Annotated in this window: 12 protein-coding genes and 1 pseudogene; 7 read left to right on the top strand and 6 right to left on the bottom strand. The window is 55.3% G+C overall.

Annotated features, from left to right (window positions below):
• Window positions 1-419 precede the first annotated feature (419 nt).
• Window positions 420-1,583: a cellulase family glycosylhydrolase gene (locus ABQ298_13665; GenBank protein MEQ9825426.1), complete on the top strand. Its 1,164-nt coding sequence runs from the start codon at window positions 420-422 to the stop codon at window positions 1,581-1,583.
• A gap of 107 nt (window positions 1,584-1,690) precedes the next feature.
• On the opposite strand, the gene ABQ298_13660 is transcribed toward ABQ298_13665, so the two are convergent.
• Complete coding sequence (locus ABQ298_13660) at window positions 1,691-3,955, bottom strand: hypothetical protein (protein MEQ9825425.1); 2,265 nt, start codon at window positions 3,953-3,955, stop codon at window positions 1,691-1,693.
• A 344-nt stretch (window positions 3,956-4,299) separates the two neighbouring features.
• Between ABQ298_13660 and ABQ298_13655 the strand changes: the two genes are divergently transcribed.
• The 3 genes and pseudogenes from ABQ298_13655 to ABQ298_13645 all read left to right on the top strand — a co-directional run bounded on the left by ABQ298_13655 (window position 4,300) and on the right by ABQ298_13645 (window position 8,280).
• The gene (locus ABQ298_13655; protein ID MEQ9825424.1) at window positions 4,300-6,252 is read left to right on the top strand and encodes a glycoside hydrolase family 97 protein; all 1,953 of its coding nucleotides are present in this window, start codon (window positions 4,300-4,302) and stop codon (window positions 6,250-6,252) included.
• Window positions 6,253-6,594: 342 nt separating this feature from the next.
• A pseudogene (locus tag ABQ298_13650) lies at window positions 6,595-7,659 on the top strand (glycoside hydrolase family 27 protein).
• Window positions 7,660-7,662: 3 nt separating this feature from the next.
• Window positions 7,663-8,280, top strand: a complete 618-nt coding sequence (locus ABQ298_13645) for an NPCBM/NEW2 domain-containing protein (protein ID MEQ9825423.1) — start codon at window positions 7,663-7,665, stop codon at window positions 8,278-8,280.
• A 43-nt stretch (window positions 8,281-8,323) separates the two neighbouring features.
• Here the strand turns inward: ABQ298_13645 and ABQ298_13640 are convergent, their stop codons facing one another.
• The gene (locus tag ABQ298_13640; GenBank protein ID MEQ9825422.1) at window positions 8,324-10,246 is read right to left on the bottom strand and encodes a beta-L-arabinofuranosidase domain-containing protein; all 1,923 of its coding nucleotides are present in this window, start codon (window positions 10,244-10,246) and stop codon (window positions 8,324-8,326) included.
• A gap of 416 nt (window positions 10,247-10,662) precedes the next feature.
• Here ABQ298_13640 and ABQ298_13635 point away from each other — a divergent pair, with 416 nt between their 5' ends.
• A complete protein-coding gene (locus ABQ298_13635) occupies window positions 10,663-11,178 on the top strand; it encodes an AraC family transcriptional regulator (GenBank protein MEQ9825421.1) in 516 nt (171 codons plus the stop codon).
• 23 nt (window positions 11,179-11,201) lie between these two features.
• On the opposite strand, the gene ABQ298_13630 is transcribed toward ABQ298_13635, so the two are convergent.
• From ABQ298_13630 to xylA, 3 genes are all read right to left on the bottom strand, one after another.
• On the bottom strand, window positions 11,202-13,487 hold the full coding sequence (locus ABQ298_13630; GenBank protein MEQ9825420.1) for a glycoside hydrolase family 3 N-terminal domain-containing protein: 2,286 nt from the start codon (window positions 13,485-13,487) through the stop codon (window positions 11,202-11,204).
• A gap of 347 nt (window positions 13,488-13,834) precedes the next feature.
• Window positions 13,835-15,319: a xylulokinase gene (xylB, locus tag ABQ298_13625; GenBank protein MEQ9825419.1), complete on the bottom strand. Its 1,485-nt coding sequence runs from the start codon at window positions 15,317-15,319 to the stop codon at window positions 13,835-13,837.
• A gap of 5 nt (window positions 15,320-15,324) precedes the next feature.
• A complete protein-coding gene (xylA, locus tag ABQ298_13620) occupies window positions 15,325-16,638 on the bottom strand; it encodes a xylose isomerase (GenBank protein MEQ9825418.1) in 1,314 nt (437 codons plus the stop codon).
• 167 nt (window positions 16,639-16,805) lie between these two features.
• Between xylA and ABQ298_13615 the strand changes: the two genes are divergently transcribed.
• A complete protein-coding gene (locus ABQ298_13615) occupies window positions 16,806-17,960 on the top strand; it encodes a substrate-binding domain-containing protein (protein ID MEQ9825417.1) in 1,155 nt (384 codons plus the stop codon).
• 76 nt (window positions 17,961-18,036) lie between these two features.
• Here ABQ298_13615 and ABQ298_13610 read toward each other — a convergent pair whose 3' ends face one another.
• On the bottom strand, window positions 18,037-19,737 hold the full coding sequence (locus ABQ298_13610; GenBank protein ID MEQ9825416.1) for an iron ABC transporter permease: 1,701 nt from the start codon (window positions 19,735-19,737) through the stop codon (window positions 18,037-18,039).
• Between the two features lie 137 nt (window positions 19,738-19,874).
• On the opposite strand from ABQ298_13610, the gene ABQ298_13605 reads away from it, so the two are divergent.
• Window positions 19,875-20,311, top strand: a 437-nt coding sequence (locus tag ABQ298_13605; protein MEQ9825415.1) for a hypothetical protein, incomplete at its 3' end; no start/stop codon positions are given.

Below are 20,311 nucleotides of genomic sequence, written 5' to 3'. Positions count from 1 at the left end.
GATGGGGGAAAGGGGGAAATGTCGACATTATCCAGCAATGCACACGGTAAAGAGTATCAATACACTGCAAATCGCGGAATCCAGGCAATCCGCTACCAACAATCGATACATCAAATACCTTCATGAGAAATGCGGGCTAGACCTCAATTCTAAGAGAGAACATGGGTTGATCTGATGGTGATTTTTTTCCGAGGGCGTGCTTAGTTTTGGACTCTGTCTTTGGGCAGCATCATCCATTTGGAGAGCGCAAAAAATGTCGCATACGAATCACTTGCTTTCCAAGCGGGAAGCACACCTTGGCATCGACACTTTGGGGTGTCATTATTATGTAATGGTGAAATCGGACGGGCGACTGCGGTGGGGATGGGTTACCGTTAACAGTTCAAGTATTCGGAATAGAATCCCTAACCGATTGCCCCATGAAAATTCACACAAAACTGTTTCCAAAAATTGCGATCGCGATTTGTTCCATGATCACAGTCATGACCTTTGCAGCGCATGCAAAGCAGATTCGGAACCCATCAGGGTTCATCATCGACAAAGGAGTCAACCTCAGCCACTGGCTTTCCCAGGATTTTGGGTGGGCACCCAGGGAGGAATGGATTACGTCGAACGACATCCACTATATCGCGCACCTCGGGTTTGACCATGTGCGATTGCCGATTGATGAGAAGGAATTGTGGGATGAGGAGGGCAACCAGAATCCCGAAGCGTTTGAATTGATGAAAACCGCATTGGGCTGGTGTGAGCGTGAAGGACTCAGGGTCATCATCGACCTTCACACAGTGCGCGCGCACCACTTCAATGCCGGGGAAGCAAAAGAAGGTGGCAATACGCTCTGGACGGATCCTGCTGAACAGGAAAAATTTATCGATCTCTGGCGGCAGCTTTCCGAACACTTGCGTGCCTATCCGGTGGATTTCCTCGCTTACGAGATCATGAACGAACCCACGGCAGAAGACCCGGAGGACTGGAACAAACTCATTGCAAAATCGACCGAGTTCATCCGCTCCGTAGAACCCGAGCGCGTGTTGATTTTTGGTGGAAACATGTGGCAGATCCCTCAGTTTTTGCCAGTGCTTTTTGTCCCTGAAAATGATGAAAACATCATCCTGAGTTTCCACACCTACGAACCCCTGCTTTTTACACACCACACGGCAAGCTGGATTGATGGGCCGATTCAGGATTATCCAGGACCGGTGAGCTATCCGGGTCCAATCATCGATAAGGAGACGTTTGACCGCTTGGCACAGGGGACCGAACATCTGCGCCACCCGATGGAAGAAAAGTTTACCGACAACTGGGGTCCTGAACGCATCCAGCAGGAAATCCAACCTGCCGTTGACCGGGCACGGGAATTGGGACTGCAGCTCTACTGTGGTGAGTTTGGATGTTTACCGTCGGTGCCGAGAGAAGCCCGTTTGGCGTATTACCGGGATTTGATTTCGGTGTTCCGGGCAAACGATATCGCCTATGCCAATTGGGAGTATAAGGGCGACTTTGGTATCTTCGAATGGCTGGGTTTGCCGTCGCTCACCGGAGCGCCCGATGTCGAACTGATCGAGATCCTGACAGGCAACTGAGCAAGGCGCTTGGCCTGGGTTGAGGTCGTTTTGTTCCATCCCGCTTGTGGATGGTCTGGCTTCGGCGGCTTTCGCAGGGTCCTTGCCGTTGTGTCACATGGCACCGCTCAATACGTGATTTCGTAGTATATCGCGTGGGTGGTGACGCCGTTGATGTGAACGGTGTTGTTGGTGACGGGAAGGGTGTGACCCGTGCGGGTTCCGCCGTGGTCGAGAACGTGCACCGTGGGAACAGTTGCGCGCTCGGGCAACTGCAGGGTGAGTTCGACTGGCTCGAGCAGGATGGGAGCACTGCCTACATTGAGCAGCTCGGTGCCGTCTTCATTGTAGCGCATGCCAGTGTTGCGTGCGCGGGCAATTGTGGTGAGCAGCAGGGAGCTGTCCGTTTGCAGAGTTCCCTCGGGACTGCGTGCGGTGAGCAGTGTGATCGCAAAGGGTGTGTGAACGGTCAGGGTGATGTCGCTCAGGAAGTGGTCAACATTGGCTGCGTGACCCACGACTCCCTGGGTGGCAGCAGTATCGATCGTGAAATAACCCTTGTCACGATAGTCCCAACTCAACTCTCCGGTGCTGGAATCGATGCGCCGATCCTTTCCCTGGGTGAGTGCATTCAGGGAGAGCGGTTCGGTGAGTTCGGGAGCATCAACAAACTCCACCACCAGTCGACCGCGTGCGAGCGCCTCCGCAGGGATGTCGCCCGTGATAAACTTGTTGTCGTAGCCCTGTTCGATGGTTTCGTGAAATCCGAGCGCGCCTTGGGCAAGGCTGGGAACATGCACCTTGCGGCGGGAGATTACATCCGCCTCCCTCACATCACCGCGCAGGACCATGCGGGCCAGCGCGGGGTAGAGCCCCATCTGTGTGGGAGAGGTGACGTTATATACGGTGCGGCTCTGTACCGTCTGCGAAAAGTTCGTAAGGTCGGTGCCAAAATGAAAGGAAGCATCCCAGCCCTGCAGACCCATGCCATAGGCGGCAATGATGGCGGGACCCTCGGCGATCCATTCGTTGGGTAGCAGACTCATCCACTCCGAGAGTGCAAAGGGCAGACCTTCAACCTGCTGCATGCCGGCACTCAGCAGACCAATGCCCGGACGGGAGAGCATGGAGTGGTGCCTCACTTTGCCCGGAGTGAGCAGGTGTCCGGTGCCTCCGCCAAAGTAGTTGTGCCGGTCGATCATGCCCACCTGCGCGTCGGCGTGCAGGTTGTAGAAATGCGCCAGCCCTGCGCCGGCCTGCCAACAGGAACCCACAAGCACACCCTTGTAGCCAGTGGCGCGAACGGCCTCGGTGAAGCGTTGGTAGAATGCCACCTGGGCTTCGTAAAGGAATTGCATCTTGTCGAGAAAATGTGCCTTCACCCGGCGGCCTTCGACATGGGCCTGTTGGTATTCCTGTTCAAAACCACTGTGTCCTGCGTGGGGGAATACATTTCGCATCGCAAGGCTCTCAGCCTCAGGCAGGTTTTCCCGTCCCCAGTGCGAGATCAGTGCTTCGTCGCTGCCGTACTTTGCGATCAGCCAGTCGCTGAACTGCTCGCAGAGCATGGCACGATAAGTGGGGGTCTGATTCAGAGCCTCCAGGATCGCACCCCAGAAGATGTTGTCCTCGTTCTGAAACTCGATGAACGCGAGCGATGGGTCGTCGGCGTAGCGCAGACCTGTGTGCGGGTTGCGGTGATTGAGCATGTGCACGGTCAGCTCAATGCTGAGATCCTGCAGGTCGGGAGCGAAGTTAACCAGGGCCGAAGTGGAGCCGCTCAAGTGCTGCCAGGGGTAGTTGAGGTTGGCAATCTCTTCATAGGCAACGAGTTTCCCGCGGTCGCCCGGTCGCACCCGGTGCCCATAGATGTGCGACCACCCGTGGTAGATGCCCTCCTCTTTCAGGCGATGGGTGAAGGCATCAAAGTTTTCCCAGTTCTCAGTTGTGATCACAGTGGACATATGCCCGTCTGATGCGTCCCAGGTGAACTTGTGGAAGCGCACCGCGTTGATGCCGTATTTCCGGAACTGCGCAATCCAGTGTTCGAACATCTCTGCACCGGCGAAAGGACTGCTTTCGTTGAGATTGGTCCCCCAGAACTTGACGGGTGTGCCATCCTCGAAGCGCAGGTTGTTTCCGTCAATCTGCACAAATCCTCGGCTGCCCGATGGAGTCTCAAACCAGTCGTTCATGCCGATGCGGGCTGGATCAAAGTGCGCCGGAGGCTGGAAGGGAAACCACCTCTCAACGTCAGTAGCGTCCGAGGGTTCGCTCTTTGGGGAGTGCTCCACTGAAGCAGGCAGGCTGGCGAACAGCGCGGCAATGGGACTCACGCAGGTCAGCAGCAAGCAGAGCGTGGAAAACCTGATACGGGAGAAGGGGTGTTGCATGGCAATGGATGTGGGAGTGGTGTGGTTTGAAAACGTGGTTTTCTTGAGACAATCCAACTCTGCAATCCTACCAAAGTAAAATGCTGGATTCTGCCGCTTCCCCAGAAGCATTTCGGAAGGTGTGCCCCTGATGTTTCTCGAAGATTTCACCGCGTCGAGGCTTCCCAGTGAGGGTGAAATTTGTTTTAGTGGAATCCCCGTTACTTCCTGTCCCAATGCTGATGAACCGATGCTTTATTCACCATTTTCGAATCTGTCGGTGGTTCACAGGAATGCTCACCCACTTTGCCCGAGCTGAAATCCATTTCCTTGGATTTGGTTGGCTTTAACCCCAAACGATGCACATGAAAACCTATCTTACCCTTGTCTCGCTCGCGCTCGTTTCTGCGCTGCAGGCTTCCCCCGCGTCCTATCAGGTCGCCTCGCCGGACGGTTCCGTCGTTATTGGCGTGCGAACCACGGATCGCCTCTACTACAACATCACAGTGGATGGACGTGAAGTCATGTGGTACTCCCCGTTGTCCATGTCCACCAGTCAGGGTGAGTTTGGCAAGACTCCGGTTTTGCGCAGCCAGTCCACTGAAGAGGTGGATCAGGTGATCCAGACTGTTTGGGGAAATCGGAGTGAAGTACGCGATCACTATCGTGAGCTGACTCTGCGCTTTGAAGGTGGGTATAGCGTCATCTTCCGGGCCTATGACGATGCGGTCGCCTATCGCTTCCGCTCGGACAAAGCTGGTGAACTGATCGTGTATGACGAGGAAGTGGAGTACCGGTTTTTCGAGGACAAGCGCATGATCAACCATGAGGTTGATTCCTACACAACCTCCTACGAAATGTTTTATTCGCGACAAATGATCAGTGAAGTCGCGCCCGGCAACCTCATTTCCCTTCCGTCCGTGATTGAAGAGGGCAGTGTTTGGCTGTCTGTGCTGGAATCCGATGTATTTTCCTATCCCGGCATGTATCTGACCAAGAAAGGCATCCACAATCGCAACTACCTCAACGGCAGTTTTGCAAAGTACCCATTGGCGTGGGAACCGGGCGGGTGGGGCACGTTCAGTTTGATAGTGACGGAGCGTGCGGACTACATCGCGAAGACCGAAGGGAATCGCCTGTTCCCCTGGCGCGCCCTGCAGATCGCACGCAAGCAGACGGAACTGGTGGATAGCGATCTGGTTTACAAACTGGCCCGTCCGGCAACAATGGAGACCGACTGGATCCAGCCCGGAATGGTGGCGTGGGACTGGTGGAATGCATGGAACCTCGAAGGCGTGCCGTTTGTGACTGGGGTGAACAATCAAACCTATGAGTATTACATCGATTTTGCAGCTGAGAACGGTATTCCTTACGTGATCATGGACGAGGGTTGGTCCGATCAGTTTGATGTGCTGCTACCGACACCCCAGGTCGACATGGAGCACTTGACTGCGTATGCAAAATCCAAAGGAGTGCGCCTGATCCTCTGGGGCGTTTGGCACACGATGGACCGCCAGTATGAGGAGGCCTTCGCACTCTTCGAAAAATGGGGCATTGCCGGAGTCAAGGTGGATTTCATCGACCGGGATGATCAGCTCGCCATCGAGTTCTACGAGCGATTGACCGCTGCGGCGGCCAAACACAATCTGCTCGTGGATTTCCACGGCTGCAGTAAGCCCACCGGCCTGCACCGCACCTATCCAAATCTGGTCAACTACGAAGCGGTGCGCGGCAACGAGTATAACAAGTTTTCCGAAGGAGTACCGCCTGGACACAACGTGGATATTGCCTTCACCCGCATGACGGCAGGTCCGCTCGATTATACCCCTGGTGCCATGCGCAACAGCACGGAAGGAGCATTTCTGACCAGCAATGAGATGACCATGAGCCAGGGCACGCGCGCCCACCAGCTCGGCATGTTTGTGGTGTATTTTGCACCGCTGCAGATGATGTGTGATGCCCCGACTGCGTATGAGAAATATCCGGATATCCTGAAATTTCTCTCCACGGTTCCGGTGACCTGGGATGAAACCGTTGTGCTCGACGGAGCCATTGGGCAGTATGTCATTGTGGCCCGACGCAAGGGTGACGACTGGTATGTTGGCGGCTTGAATAACTGGGATGAGCGCGACATCCGCATCGACTTGTCGCGCTTTGCAGACGGAAGCTATGAAGCTTCGATCCTGAAGGATGGCCTCAACGCCAACCGTCTCGCAACTGATTATCAGCACGACACGCTTGAGGTGTCCACCGAGAGTACCATTGGCCTCACGATGAAAAAAGGCGGCGGATTTGCGATCCACCTGAAAGCGCGGTGAGGGGGCCAGCAAGGCACCATTTGCAGGATCGGATCGAGCAGCGATACTCCCAGGGGTTGATGTTGGTGGGGTAGCGACCCCGTCAATCGATTCCGGTGGGCTTTCGGTTACGCTGGTCAGTTTTTGACTCGCGACCCGGACCTTATGGCCGGGCGAGTCGTTACTGAACAGAAAACCTGATTCCCTGTTTTCGGGCAAACGGGGTCGCCTTATTGTGGGGGGATGCAGACACATTTACCCCGATCTCTTCGCACGGCGCTGGTTTTCACAGTGCTTTCGCTGCTTTCTTCGTTATCCGCCGGAGAAAAACCGGCACACTGGGAGCTTGCCAGCACTCCACCCATGGGCTGGAACAGCTGGGATATCTTTGGCACCACCGTGACGGAGCAGCAGGCGAGGGAGCAGGCTGATGCGATGGCAGAACACCTGTTGCCGGCAGGGTATGACATTTTCACGGTAGATATTCAGTGGTATGAACCGGAATCGACGGGACATTTCTACAATCCCGATGCTGTGTTGACCATGGACGACTACGGACGCTTGACTCCTGGGCTTAAAAAATTCCCATCTGCAGCGGACGGGCGCGGATTCAAGCCACTGGCCGACTACGTGCATTCAAAGGGTCTGCGCTTTGGCATTCACATCATGCGCGGTATCCCCAAGCAGGCCGTGGAGCAGAATCTGCCAATCTACGGCACCGATCTGCGTGCCCGCGACATAGCGATTCCGGAATCCATCTGCCCCTGGAATCCCGACATGGTCGGCGTGGATGTCAGCCAGCCCGGCGGTCAGGCCTATTACGATTCTCTCTTTCAACTCTATGCTTCCTGGGGGGTGGACTACATCAAGGTGGATGACATCGCGCGTCCTTACGATGCGGTGCAACAGGCCGAGATTGAGGCCATCCGCAAGGCCATTGACAATTGTGGTCGCCCCATCGTGCTGAGTCTGTCACCCGGGGCCACCCCGATTGAGAAAGGGGAGCACGTCATGAATCACGCCAACCTCTGGCGCATCACTGACGACTTCTGGGATCGCTGGGGACTGTTGCATGCGATGTTTGAACGCCTCGACACCTGGACGCTCTATCGCCGGCCCGGTGCCTGGCCTGATGCAGACATGATCCCGCTCGGCATCATTGATTTTGACCGGCCCACGATGCTGACGGAGAACGAGCAATTCACCCTGATGACGCTGTGGGCGATTGCACGGTCCCCTCTGATTTTTGGGGGCGACATGACGCGGCTTGACGCGTTGACCCTGGAGCTGCTGACGAACCCTGAGATGCTCAAGGTCAACCAGCATAGTACGAACAATCGCCAGCTCTACCGCGACAACAATCGTATCGCCTGGGTGGCGGATGTCCCCGGTTCCAACGACAAATACCTGGCCCTTTTCAACGCGCAGAGCATGGGTGACAGTGCACGTTTTGAAGATGCGCAGTATGCCAGCCCTGTGATCTCGGGGGTCGGAAAATCCCAGGAAATCGAAGTGTCGGTCAAGGGTGCAACACGACTCGTCTTGTTTGCCAACGATGGCGGTGACGGAGCTGGGTGGGATCACGCCGTGTGGCAGAATCCGGTGCTGCACGGACCGGCGGGTTCCATACCGCTGACCGAATTGCAGTGGACCGTCGCCCAGTCGGGCTGGGGCGAGGTGGGAGTTGATCGCGCCTGCGATGGCCAACCGTTACAAGTGGATGGCAAACCTGCCACTGGCATTGGCACACATGCAGAGTCCAAGATTGTTTATGACCTCCCTGAGGGGCACGAGTTTGAGACCTTCACCACGCGCGGAGTCATGACCTCTACCGGGTCGGTTATCTTTGCAGTGCTTGCGGAACAGGAATTTGAGGAAGTGGGAGAAACCAGCGAACTGACCGTGAACTTTTCCGCAATTGGATTACCCGATCAGGTTGCCGTGCGCGACCTTTGGGCGCGTGAAGATCTCGGGGAATTTGACGGTTCCTTCAGTCGCAAATTACAGCAACACGCCGCTGGCCTCTATCGCTTGAGTCCGGTGAAGTAACGCTGATGCTGCAAGACGCGAACAGGGACCCCGGATCGGGTCCCTATTCTCGATGTGATTGACGCATATACACGGAATAAGTCTCGTCGGTGACTTCGTATAGCGGAATGAGAGGAAGGGTTCCAGAGGAAGTCTGTAGCAGATAGTGGCCGCATTCCCAGTCGCGACCACTGACGTAGAGGTGTTCGTATTGTGGTGTTACTTCGGTGAAGTTCGTTTCGAGAATTGGTTCGGTTTTGGACAATGCGGCAAGCACAATGGGGCCATCAAGTAGTGCGAATCGTTTTTGATCTCCGGGTAGTGATTCCCGTCTCAATTCCTTCGGAAACGAAACTTGGACAAACTGCGTGTCAGGATGAATTTCAACCTCCAGATATCCCCTGGATGTCTGGAGGGTGGGTTGGTGGACACCATCGATTTCGATACGTCCGGGTTCAATGGCCCACTCCGGTTGGCGGATGCTCAGTGTCCATGGCTGTTGAGAAGAGGTCCTGATGGCAACTCGTACGACCCAGCGACTGGTTGAGTCCGGCTGAACAAAGTTGCTCTGGTCTGCACTTGGATCCAGCGAAACCTCCAGTTCTACCGATTGCCCATTCACCTCGAGTATTGCATGAGACGGAATGAATTGGTGCAACGCCAGTCCATTTGCCGCTACCCCCCAGATCCATGATTCTGTCATGGCGTGTGCTTGAACCAAAGTTCCATGACAGCACCAAAAGTCGTGAGTTTCAGAACCCCATTCCTTGTGGGCACCTGGTTCAGTTGGCAGGAAATAGGCGACCATCCCCGTCGTTGGATGTTGCTGGGCGAGAATTCCGTTATAAATGGCCCGTTCGATGTAGTCTGCGTATTGGCTTTCACCTGTCCAGTTGAGCAGATAAGATGCCACCCTAATCATGTTGTAGACCGTGCAGTGCTCTTGAGTGCGGCTACCCAGAAAGCGTGCAAATTGCTGGGGAGGAATCCAGAATTCTCCAGCGTTGTTGCCCGTTGTCGCAAACATGCCTCGATGAACGACCGCTTTTTCCCAGAATGTTTCCACGATCTGGCGATAGGTGGCATCCCCAGTGATTTCATAAAGACGGGCAGCACCGTGGATCCAGGGAATGCTTGCGTTGGTATGGTCATTGCTGAGTGAATCGATTCCATCGAGCAGGGAGGCAAAAAGGTCTGGCATTGCATAGCGAGATGCAAGTGCTAGATAACGCGAGTCCCCGGTTTGAACATACAGATCCACCCAAAGTTCCAACATACCTGCACATTCACCACTGTAGACGACCTCACCCCGTCCGCGCTGTATGAGTCCATCAGACCAGTTTATGAACCAATTTGCTCCATTTTTCAGGGTTTCAAGTGCTTGTGGGGTTTGAAGGTATCGATGGCTATCGAGAAGACCCATAAGGGTTTTGTGAAGCGTGTACTGGGGTGACCAGACAGGCTGTCCCGATTCCAGCATGTGGAAGTATTTTTCCGGAATGGAACCCACCCACTGACCTCCATTAAGGGACTGGCAATGATTCAGTGACCGAACGACCTCAGCGACTCTGGCCCGAAGGATATCGTCACTGTCTGCAGCTGCGATTCGAGCTGCCGAGGAGAGCCAATGTCCAGCGAAATGCCCTCGCAACTGATAGTGGGGGGACTCCCATCCCTGGTGAAGTTGCTCGCTCGCATCATCGATACGCACACCCGCTTCGAGCAAGTGATTCTGCAACAGATTGCGCGTGGAGAGGCGTTGGAGGTATTGCTTATTCAGGTTTCTTCGCTCCTGAAAGAGTCCCGGGAGCAAACGAACGGTTTCTGGTGCGGGGAGATGCAGTTCTGGCTGGGGAAGTGAAGGTCTGATGGTTAACTGCTGCGGACCAGGATCTGTCTTTGCGCTGTGACTTTGAATGGCCTGACCATTTAAAGTAAACACACATGCAAGACAAAGCATCATGTAATGGAATGGATGGATTTTCATGGAAGGGTCCTGTTTGGGATTGTGATAATCAAAAGAACAAAGTGAGTTGATTAAAGCAGATCTCTTCTCTTTTGTGAATGTTTGTGCTCAACCAAAACTTAAGCGAAACCCACATAATTGGTCCGGACTGTCGTCAAAACGAACTTGATGTAGAACACTTTCCGATTTTGAAGGAAGGACGGTTTCGATGGATAGGGTTCAGCGAACTGTCGGCACCCTATTGCATGATCCGACCCAAGTCTGTGCACAGTCATATTGTGGCGTGTGTAAAAGGTCGGGGGAGTGCATGGATCGATGGTGAGCGAAAGGCATTCGTGCCGGGACAGGTGTTACTGGGTCCGGTAGGATGTCACCATGGATTTGAGGCTGTTCAGGGGCAGTCTTGGACAATTGCGTGGGTGTTCTATTCGGACCGAATGTCATCTTCAGTTCTTCCGGGTCAAGGCTCTGCAATGATCGCTTCGGATGTGACCGTGTTTTCTTCGCTGATATGGTCTCTGCTGCAGGAGGCTTCGGGTGCGGCCGAACCTGAAGCGATGAGGGCATGGGTTCAGTTGCTGGACTTGCATACTCGCCGCATGGTTGGACTGAATACTGTGGAAGATCGCATGAGCAGAGTGTGGATGCAGGTGCAGGCGCGTCTGGCCCACCCGTGGACTGTTCCAGAGCTGTCAAGTCTTGCGTGTGTGTGTCCAGAGCACTTTCGAAGACTGTGTCAACTTTCCTTCCAGCACAGCCCCATTGAGCATCTTACGCATCTTCGTCTCCAGCGTGCCAGCACCTTATTGCAGGCAACGGATCACAATCTGGAAACCATTGCACAAAGCGTGGGTTTTGCTTCGATGTACAGTTTCTCAGCGGCTTTCAAACGATGGAGCGGAAAGGCTCCGCGTGACTATCGCAGGCAGTCCCAGGGTTGCATTCCCCGATGATCCATGGATAGATTCTGAGGGAACTACCTTTGGCGCCGAAGTTCGGTCAACTGACGGTTTGGGGACAGGCAAGCAGGTTGGTGGTTGGCGTGCAGTGACGCATCCAGGTGGAATTGCAGTTGAAGTTGAGGGTCCACTGAGCTGGTAGCGAGGTGGACCGTATAGGCACCGGCATCAGCGACCCATGCTTCTGCATCCGTGTCGTAGGACGCGAGCGCGCGCGCATCGAGAATGAAGCTGAGCATTTCGCCTTCGCCCGGTTGCAGCAATCGGGATTTGGCGAAGCCCTTGAGTTCCATCTTTGGTTTTTCGAGTCTGGTTTGGGGTGCGCTTAGGTAGAGCTGCACGACCTGTTTTCCCGCAACGCTGCCATTGTTTTGCACACGGACCTGCACCTTGACCGTACCCTTTTCATCGGGACCGCTGAGTTGTGCATCAGTCAGTGAGAAGGTCGTGTAACTCAGCCCGTGTCCAAAGGGAAACGCAACGGGCTGCTGAAAACTCGTGAAGTAACGGTATCCCAGATACAGTCCCTCTTCGTAGCAGACTTCCTTCGGATTGTCTGCAGGTAACCCAGGGAAATTTGCGGCTGATGGTGCATCTTCGTAGTGCAGGGGAAAGGTCATGGGCAACTTTCCCGATGGATTCACGCGCCCCGATAGCACATCCGTTATCGCATGTCCGCCCTCCTGGCCCGGTTGCCAGGCGATCAGGATGGCATCGGCGAGGTCGCACCAGCTTGCGGTTTCAATGACACCGCCAATGTTGAGCACCACGATGATGCGTTTTCCCCGCTTGCGAAATGCGGCGCTGACCTGATTGAGCAACTTTCGCTCCGCTGCCGACAGGTGAAAGTCATCATCGAGCTTGCGATCTTCGAATTCCCCTGAGTTGCGTCCGAGCGTCACGATTGCGAAATCGTTCGCTTCAGCGGCGGCCAGGATCAGCTCTTCCGATAGATCGTGCTCGGGAATCGCAGGGGGAAGGAAGAATGGATTGCTGGACTTGGGTTGAGCCTCGCGTGCCTGTTTGAGAAATTCAGTCATGTGATGCAACAACGTCGCATCGAGGTGGAATCCGGCGGCCCTCAGACCCTCGTCCAGAGCGATGGAATAGGCTTCGTTGACATCACCGCTGCCAGTTCCACCCGTGATGAGGGCATAGGAGGCGTTGCCGAAAAGTGCGACCTGCGCATTTGCGGGAAGTGGGAGTGTGGTTTCTGCGTTCTGAAGCAGCACCATGCCCTCCGCTGCGGCATTGCGGGAAATCTGGGCATGCGCCTTGAGATCGGGACGATTGCTTGCTTGATGCTCCTGCTGACTGGGGGTGCGAAGCAGCAATTCCAGGATGCGGCGCACATTGGTATCGAGTTCAGATTCCTGCATCCGCCCTTCTGCTAAGGCCTGCTTGAGTTCATTACGCTGTTTCTGGGTGCCGGGCATGAGTAGATCGTTGCCCGCGCGAAGCTGCGCAACCAGATTTGAACCCGCAAACCAGTCGGTCATCACCACTCCCTCATACCCCCACTGCTCACGCAGAATAGTGGTGAGCAAGGCGCGACTCTCTGACGTGTAGGTGCCATTGAGCCGGTTGTAGGAACTCATGACGGTCCACGGCTTTCCCTCCTGGATCGCAATTTCGAATCCACGCAGGTAGAGCTCGCGAAGGGTGCGCTCGCTGACCACGGCATTGATCGTGGTGCGGTGGGTTTCCTGATTATTGGCGGCGAAGTGTTTGACGGAGGTTCCCACTGCTCGCGACTGAACCCCCTGCACCATTGCAGCGGCCATTTGACCCGACAAAAGTGGATCCTCTGAGAAGTATTCAAAATTGCGACCACAGAGCGGGTTGCGGTGCAGGTTGAGCGCGGGCATGAGGATGATATCGACCCCGTAGTCGTGGGTTTCGGCGCCGATGGCTTCGCCGACTGCATGCAAGAGATTCCGGTTCCAACTCGAAGCCAGCGCAGTGGCGATCGGAAAGGCAGTGGCATAAAACGTTGTGGATGTACCCTTACGCGTGGGTTCGATGCGCAGCCCGGCCGGGCCATCGGCAAGCACCATCGCACGAATGCCCAGACGCGGCACCGGGAAGGTTGTTCCGGCCTGACCGGGAACCGGATTTGCGTCGTGCCCTTCGACGGGTTCAGGAAGACCGTCAAGGATTTCCTGGATGCCCGCGTCGGCAATGGCACTCACGTCCACACCCTCAGGGAAAATCATGCCCATGCCGATGACGAGGTGGACTTTTTCCTCGAGCGTCAGCGCAGACATCCAGGAATCAACGGTAGAATGGGAATGGGTATGCATGGTGGTTTGGACTCAACATTGAAGACCCGAAGTTCGGGTGCTTGAGTGAAACTCCATGCAACGGATTTACTGTGAAAAAGGCAACCGGAAGCTTTCGACAGTTCGAGTTCGCACACCCGCTGACATCGCGCAAAAGAAGCTGCACCCCCGTAATATTCATTTTTCGGAGCCTCAGCCGCTATGGGTGGTTCCTTTGGTGATACTGGAATGAGCAACGGATGCAACTTTTGCATTTCCCGATTCCCGAAAACGAAGAAGCCCCTCATCCGCAAGCGAATGAAGGGCTTCAGTGTTTCGATGAGTATTTCTCCCCCTTACCCATCGAAACAAGATTCTACGACATATACTTACTCCATAATGGTCGGAAAAATCGGTTGAAGCGCCGGGTAGAGCTTCTGGTAAACTTCGAGTGTTGCGTTGTATTTCGCTGCGGTATCGTGATCCGGTTCGAGCGAACCTGTTTCTTCGATGACGGCAGAACAGGCGGCTTCGACGGACGGATAGACCCCCGCACCCACCATCGCGAGAATGGCAGATCCGAATGCACCCCCCTCAGCAGCATTTACCGTAACGATGCGACTTTGAAACACATCGGCGAGTATCTGCTTCCAGAGCGGTGATTTGGCTCCACCTCCACTGACAATGACCTTGCGCGTTTCAATACCCAAGTCTTTCATCATGTCGAGTCCCTGGCGCAGACCAAGCGTCACACCCTCGAGTACCGCGCGCGCCATGTGCCCGCGTCCGTGGCGCAGGGTCAGGCCAATGAAGGCACCACGCGCTTGAGGATCGGGATGCGGCATGCGCTCACCGGTCAGATAGGGAAGGAAGAACAACCCCTCGCTACCTGCGGGAATTTCCCTGGCTTCGACATCAAGATCCTTGAACGTGGCTCCAAAGGCAAGGTTGTCAAAAAACCATTGGTAGGAACCCGCACAGGAGAGCTGAACCCCCATGTAGTGCCAGGTTCCCGGTACCGCAGCACAAAACGCATGCAAACGTCCCTGTGGTTCGGGTTCAAAGGCCTCGGCCTGGGCAAACACGACACCGCTGGTGCCGAGCGAGCAGGCAACGGCACCCTTGGTGACCACGCCCGAACCGACAGCTCCCGCCGCCTGGTCTCCGGCACCCGCCACAATGGGAATACCCTTTGGGAAACCGTAGCGTTCAGCCAGCTCGTCCTTGAGGGTGCAGGTAACCTCGGGCGATTCATAAACCTCCGCCATCATCTCTGGTTTTACACCGCAGGCTTCCAGCATCACGGTTGACCAGTCCCGGGCACCCACATCGAGCAGCGACATGCCGGATGCATCGGAAACGTCGGTCGCAAACACCCCGCCGAGCATGAAGCGGATGTAGTCCTTGGGAAGCAGTATTTTTGAAACCTTGGCCCAGATCTCGGGTTCGTGTTGTTGAACCCAGAGGATCTTGGGGGCGGTGAATCCCGTAAGGATGGGATTACCGGTGATTTGAATCACTTGTTCAAACCCAACCTTCTCCGTCAACTCGGCGCATTGTGCGGCGGTGCGCTGGTCATTCCACTGAATCGCCGGGCGCAGCACCGATCCGTTTGCGTCAAGCAACACCAGGCCGTGCATCTGTCCGGTCAGACCGATACCGACGACCTCAGAAACATCGATTTTTTCGGCGATCAGGCGCAGGCACTCCAGCGTGGCATCCCACCAGCGCTTCGGATCATTCTCGGCCCAGAGGGGCTTCGGAGTCTCGAAATCATAGGTGGGGCCACCTGCAAAGAGGATCTTGCCGGACGCATCCGATACCACCGCTTTGGTGGAGGATGTTCCGATATCAATGCCAATCGTCAGTGCCATGGCGATCAGAGGTATTCGTTGATGATGTTTTCAACGAGTTCCTGGCGACCACTGGCCAACTGCGGTTCTCCATTCTTGAGCGCGTAGGCCGAGAGGGACTCCAGTGTCGCTTCACCGGATTCGACGGTGGCACCGATGCCACTGTCGAACGAGGCGTAGCGGCTCTTCACGATATCGCCGATACGACCATCCTTGCGAATGGCAGCGGCGATTTTGAGTCCGCGGGCAAAAGCATCCATACCACCGATGTGGGCGTGGAACAGATCAACCGGATCGTGGGACTCGCGACGACGCTTGGCGTCGAAGTTGAGACCACCGGTGGTCAGACCCCCCATGCCGAGAATGACGAGCATGACTTCCACGTTGGTGTAGATGTTGGTTGGGAACTGGTCGGTATCCCAACCGATCAACTCATCACCGCGATTGGCGTCCACACTGCCGAGCGCATTGGCGTTGGCAGCAACCGTCATTTCATGGAACATCGAGTGACCCGCGAGAGTGGCATGGTTGGTCTCGAGGTTCAGCTTGAAATGATCCATCAGGCCGTATTCGCGAAGGAAATTGAGACAGGCAGCTGCATCGCTGTCGTATTGGTGCGTACTGGGTTCGCGCGGCTTGGGTTCGATGTAGAACTGTCCCTTGAATCCAATCTTCTGCTTGTATTCGACCGCCATGTGCAGGAATTTTGCCAAGTGGTCGAGTTCGCGCTTCATGTCGGTGTTCCAGAGCGTTGCGTAGCCCTCGCGACCTCCCCAGAAGGTATAGCCGAGACCATTCAGCTTGTGGGTGGCATCCATGGCTGCCTTCACCTGCGCGGCCGCATAGGCATACACATTGGCGTTCGGAGTGGTGGCTCCACCCTGTGCGTAGCGGCGATGGCTGAACAGACAGGCAGTTCCCCAGAGCAACTGCTTGCCAGTTGCTTTCTGCATCACACCCAACTTCTCCACGACCTTGTCGAGCGCGGCGTTCGAGGCTGCGAGGTCGTCGAGGTCCGGAGCGATGTCACGGTCGTGGAAAGCGTAAAAATCGATTCCAATCTTATCGAGGAACTCAAAGAAGACGTCGACACGCTTGAGTGCATTGTCGATGGAATTGCTCTTGTCATCCCAGGGCATGACGGCTGTGCCCTCACCGAACGGATCGAGCAGCACATTGCGCATGACGTGCCAGTAGGGCGCGGCAAAGCGCAGGTGATCCTTCATGGACTTGCCCTCGACCAGTTCGTCGGGGTTGTAGTGCTTGAAGGCAAACGGGTTTTTGCTGCCAGGACCCTCATACTGGATCTTGGGAACGTCTGGGAAGTAGGAATCTGCCATGGTGGTAACGGATTTGATTGGATTGCGGGGGATGGACTGCAGCCTGATCAGTTTCAGGACCGTCAATCCAACGCTTAAGCAGGACTATAGCCGAGAACTTGCTCGAAAAAAACCGCATTATGCGAAATAAATTTGCGGATATGCGCCAAAATAGGGTAAAAATGCGCATGACGAGTTCCAAACGGGTGGCGCTGATTCTGTCGGACATCAATTCCTATCGACTGATTCCGGGCATCCACCGCGTGGCATCGTCGGGCCGAGACTACTGGATGGTGGACTTCAATCGTCCGATTGGGGAGATCAAGTCCCTGATCCAGCAGTGGAAACCCGTCGGACTGATCCTGGAGTGGCAGCCTTTCATCACCGAACAATTACTGAAGATCGGTCTTCCCAGTGTGGTAACCGTGGGTGAGGCAGACGGGTTGGCGGTGCCCAGCGTGGATGTGAACGATGCGCGGGTCGGGGAGTTGGCTGCTGCCCACCTGTTGAGCCTGGGCCTGCACCAGTTTGCGTTTCTCGGGGAAACCACAGACTACGGACACCAACGTGAACGTGCGTTTCGCGGGCGTGTAGAGGAATCGGGATTTGACTGCTTCACCTACTTCCAGCGTGGCAGCTTCGTTCGCAAGTACATTGAGCACTGGCACGAGGCCGAGCCGGAACTGGTGCGCTGGCTGAAGTCCCTTCCCAAGCCTATTGGCATTTTTGCGGCTCATGACCCCTCGGGTCGTCTGCTTGCGGAAACCTGCCGGGCACATTCGATTCGCATTCCCGAGCAAGTGGCAATCGTAGGTGCAAACAACGATACCCACGTCTGTGGCATGACGTATCCACCACTCTCCAGCATCGAAATCCCCTGGGAACAAATTGGCTACGAAAGCGCGCTGCTGATGGAGCGGCTGCTTGCCGATCCTTCGTCAGTGACGCATGAACCCCTGCTCATCGCCCCTACGCGGGTGGTTCCGCGCCGCTCGAGCGACTTTCTTTCGGTGGCAAATCCGACACTGGCCCGAGCGCTGGAGTACATTCACGAGCATGCCATTACCGGACTCAACGTGAAAGAACTCGTGCAACACTTGCGATGTGCCCGGCGTTCGCTCGAGCGCACCTTTCGCGAGGTGCTTGGACGCAGCATCCACGAAGAGATCATGCGCACTCGTCTGGATGCTGCTAAAGAGATGCTCGGTCGACCCGACTTATCGATCGATCAAATTGCCGAGTATTGCGGGTTTGGGCGCAACGAGCGGTTTTCGGTCAACTTTCGCAAGTGGGAGGGGATGACACCACGGGAGTTTCGGCGACGCTTGCGCAGCCGCAAGTGATGCAGGCAAGCATTGGCGCAAACGCAGCATGGGATGTGCGATTGGGTTTGTCCTCTATCCGACAGTGAAAAATTCGCTACAGTCGGAACACGCTGCCCAGTTTTTTGCCGAGGATGCGATTGGCTCCGAAGATGGTAAGCGCGAGGAATACCATGGCCCAGACTCCGAGCGCGCTGGCGATGAAGCGGCCGTCACCCAGGAAACCCAAGAGTTCAAAAATGGCCTTGGTGATCGGGTAAAATTGCTGTTTCTGTGCAAGCATGAGCGAATCAGAAACCTCGAGCATGCACTGTGAAAACGCGAGCATGGCACCCGCAATCAGACTGGCCGTGATGAGGGTATGCGTAATATTGAAAGCAGATTTGATGGGAGGACATCCAAGGTTCTGCGCTGCCTCTTCGTAAGTCACACTGCTCTGTTGCAAGCCAGCGACCGCCGCGCGCACCACAAAGGGAATTTTGCGCATCGCGTAGGCGATGATCAGCAGCACGGTTGGATTGTCGATGGGGTTGAGGAACTCAAAAAACTGACCCTTCTGCGTCATGGCAAGATACCCAAACGCAATGACGATTCCCGGCACCGCCAGCGGCAACATGACGCAGGTGTCGAGCAGGGAGCGACCCCACACGGTGGTGCGCACCAGAATAAAGGCCACCCCGATTCCCAGCGAGACATTGAGGATCGTGGCCAGCACGGAATAGAAGAGACTGTTTTTGATCGACGGCACCGTCAGACTGCTGCCAAGTGCGAGTTCATAGTTCTGCAGTGTCCAGTGCTGTGGGAGCATGGTGTCATACCAGTCGGCCGAAAACGAAACCAGCACCAGGGTGAGGTGTGGCATGAGTGCCAGAAAAATGACCGAACCAAAGAGCGCAAAACAGAGGCTTTGACCCTTCCACCCGAGCCTTTCGCTGGAACCGGCATGGCTGGCTTTGGACATCATGGCATGACCGCGTCCTCCAAATACCAGCTTGCCCGAGAGGTAGGCGATGGCGGAGATGAAGAGCATCACCCCGACCATGGCGTAGGGGAACGGATTGCCGCCCAGTTCCTTGATGCCCTTGAAAATTTGAACCGAAATCATGCGGTCGTAATCAAAGACCAGCGGAACACCAAGTTCTGTGAACGACCAGATGAACACAATGGTACAACCTGCAAACATGCCTGGACCCACCAACGGAAGCGTGACCTTCCAAAAGCGCCGCCAGCGGTTGGCCCCGAGATTCGAGGCGGCCTCCTCCATCGCGGGATCAATCTGCGCGAAGGAAGCGATCAGATTGAGATACAGGATCGGGTACAGGCCGAGTGCGGAGAGGATGACAATACCCCAAAACCGACCCTGCCCCAGCCAGTCGATCGTTTCGCCGACACCCAGAATCCCAACGCTCTCGAGCACAGAGTTCAGGATGCCATACTGTCCCAGGATCTGCCGAATACCAATCGCTCCGACAAACGGAGGCAGCATGATCGGCAGCAGGATGAGGTTGCCCATCCATTTTTTTCCAAAAAACTCATATCGGTCTGCGACGTATGCCAGCGGCAATGAAATCAACAGGGACAGCAGCGTGGTGAAGAGTCCGACGCCCAGTGCGTTGAGCAACCCTTCCCGGTACACCGGGTTGCGAAAGACCTCGATCACGTATGTGAGCGTGAAACCACCCGATTCGGTTGCGAACCCTCCCCGGATCACAATAAAAATCGGCCAGAAGAAGAACGCGCCGAACAGCACGAGAAAAAGAGTCAGAAACGAATAGCTGGCGGCGGAACGCAGGTTCATGAATACAGACGGATTAGCCTCCCTTTTGTAGGATACTGTTACTGAACGGCAACTCCTTATTTGACAAAGCCATTCCATTCCTGATCACTATGAAACTATGGATGTAAACGGTTTTTAAAAACCGTCACACTGGAATCATGAAAATAATCCGCATTTGCTGCACCGTCCTGCTTCTGTTGCCCGCATTGCTCCAGGCCGGTACGATTTACCTGCGGGATGGTCAGGTGATCCGGGATGCGCAGAATCTGCGCGAGTTTGACACTATCTTCCTGTATGAGACCAATAGCCGCAGTGTTTCGGTGTCGAAGGATCGCATCCAGCGGGTCGAAGATTCGAGCGGCAAGGTGATCTATGAACTCATTCAGCGAACCCTTCGCCAACAGACCGATGCGCGGCAAAAGGTGATTTTTGACATCCTGATCAATGGTGAGGTTGTTGGAGTCGGGGAGTGGTATGAAGAGGGGAAATTCCGCATGGTGCGGGGGCGTGTGCCTGACGGAGTCTATATCGAGAACTACCCATCGGGTCGGATCAAACGGGAGTATACCTTTGCCAACGGGACGCTCAACGGTGC

Source organism: Puniceicoccaceae bacterium (assembly GCA_040224245.1).
In the GTDB taxonomy this organism is placed as follows: Bacteria; Verrucomicrobiota; Verrucomicrobiia; order Opitutales; family JAFGAQ01; genus JAKSBQ01.
The sequence above is the reverse complement of the archived record's forward strand: the minus strand, read 5'-3'. Positions and strand labels throughout refer to the sequence as shown.